This window comes from Cedecea sp. (assembly GCF_036500665.1).
GTDB lineage: Bacteria > Pseudomonadota > Gammaproteobacteria > Enterobacterales > Enterobacteriaceae > Cedecea.
On sequence record NZ_DASYBS010000034.1, the window covers coordinates 1 to 1,993 of the forward strand.

At 57.3% G+C, this 1,993-nt stretch carries 3 protein-coding genes; all 3 read left to right on the forward strand.

The window, feature by feature from the left end; all coding sequences use genetic code 11:
- Positions 1–18: 18 nt before the first annotated feature.
- Entirely contained in the window at positions 19–1,083 is a 1,065-nt protein-coding gene (locus VGM55_RS05600) for a phage baseplate assembly protein (RefSeq protein ID WP_331634854.1), read from the forward strand.
- A complete protein-coding gene (locus VGM55_RS05605) occupies positions 1,083–1,622 on the forward strand; it encodes a phage baseplate assembly protein V (RefSeq protein ID WP_331634852.1) in 540 nt (179 codons plus the stop codon). Before VGM55_RS05600 ends, VGM55_RS05605 begins: the two co-directional genes overlap by 1 nt.
- Positions 1,623–1,627: 5 nt before the next feature.
- Positions 1,628–1,993 (forward strand): phage GP46 family protein (locus VGM55_RS05610; RefSeq protein WP_331634853.1); only part of this gene is annotated, 366 nt, incomplete at its 3' end.

The window sequence follows — 1,993 nt, forward strand, 5'->3', positions numbered from 1 at the left end:
ATTGAGGGTTCCGGTGCGATGAACAGTCTTGTTTTTTTGCGTGTAAACGGGCGCGAGTGGGGAGGGTGGACGTCGGCGCGTGTGAGTGCCGGCATAGACAGAGTGGCGCGCGATTTTAACGTGACGATCACCCGGCAGTGGTCTGGCGCTACGGAAATCCAGCCCATGATAAAGAATGGTGACCTGGTTGAAGTGTTGATCGGTAGCGACCTGGTTATCACCGGCTGGGTGGAAGCTACGCCGGTTCGCTATGATGCCACATCGATTAGCACCGGTATTGTGGGGCGTAGCAAGACAGCCGATCTGATCGACTGCTCTGCCGCTCCGGCACAGCACAGCGGAAAAAGTCTGGTTCGTATCGCCAGTGCGTTAACCAGCCCGTTCGGGATTACCGTTATTGACGATGGCGCACCGGCAACAGCCGTTATTGATGCCCAGCCGGAGCATGGCGAAACGGTGGTGGATTGCCTTAATCGCCTGCTGGGCCAGGTTCAAACGCTGGCTTACGATGACGGAGAAGGCCGTTTGCACCTCGGCGCCGTGGGACGTTCACGTGCGTCCACGGCTCTGGTGCTCGGCGAAAACATACTTTCGTGTGATACCGAGCGCAGCGTTCGTGAACGTTTCTCTGATTATCTGGTCACCGGCCAGCGGCCGGGCACCGATGATGATTTTGGTGAGGCGACGATCTCCGCTATTCGCCAGAGCACCCGCGATGCGGGTGTGACGCGCTACCGCCCACATACACTCCAGCAATCCGGGACGGCCACGGCAGACAGTTGTAAATCCCGATGTGAATTTGAAGCCCGCCAGCGCGCCGCAAAAACGCCTGAAACCACCTATACCGTGCAGGGCTGGCGCCAGGGCAACGGGGAACTGTGGCAGCCCAATCAGCGCGTGATTGTATTCGATCCCATGCTGGGGTTTGACAATACCGAGCTGGTCATTGCCGAAGTGACTTATAACCAGGACGGAAACGGAACGATTACAGAGCTGCGTGTCGGCCCGGCAGATGCTTATTTGCCTGAACCCGCTACGCAGAAGTCGAAAAAGAAAAAGGCATCCGGAGGCGACGATTTCTGATGGCAGCCAATATGAAAGCTCTTGCTAATCTCTTTGCCCGGGCCGTGCTGACCTCCCTTGATAGCGAGAGAAAATGCCAGGCTGCCGGCCTGAAATTAATCGGCGGGGATGTGAAAGAGAATGTGGAGTACCTGGAGCCCTACGGGTTTACTTCCTCGGCGCAGGATGGCGCAGAAGCGGCGGTTTTATTCCCGGGAGGGGACCGCTCGCACGGGGTTGTAATATCCGTATCTGATCGCCGCTATCGTCTGAAAGGGTTGAAGTGCGGAGAGGTGGCAATTTACGACGATCAAGGCCAGTCGGTGATATTAACGCGCGACGGGATAGTCGTGAACGGTGCCGGAAAACCGATCGTATTCAAAAATGCGCCTAAAGCCCGCTTTGAAATGTCCGTCGAAGCGACCGGAAACATCAGGGATAACTGCGACAGCAGCGGTAAAACGATGGCGGATATGCGACAGACATATAACGGCCACACCCACAAAGAAAACGGTGACGGCGGCGGTACCACTGACGCGCCAGGCCAGAAGATGAGCTAAACACCATGATCCTCTATGTTAACGGGCTCCTGAGGGAGTCGACGGACCCGCTCGACCCTTTAACGCGCGCCGTAGTGATATCGCTGTTTACGTGGCGGCGAGCAGAACGCGATGATCACACCGCGCAGGCGATGGGATGGTGGGGCGATACCTGGCCCACCGTACAGAATGACCGCATCGGCTCCCGCCTCTGGCTACTGAAACGCCGCAAGTTAACGAATAAAACACCTCAGGAAGCCCGGGAGTATATCGGGCAGGCGCTGGCATGGATGACGGATGACGGCGTGGCCGCGCGTATTGACGTTGTAGCCGGGCGCACCGGTATTGATGTGCTGGCGTGCGGCATAACGATTTATCAGCGCGATGGAACC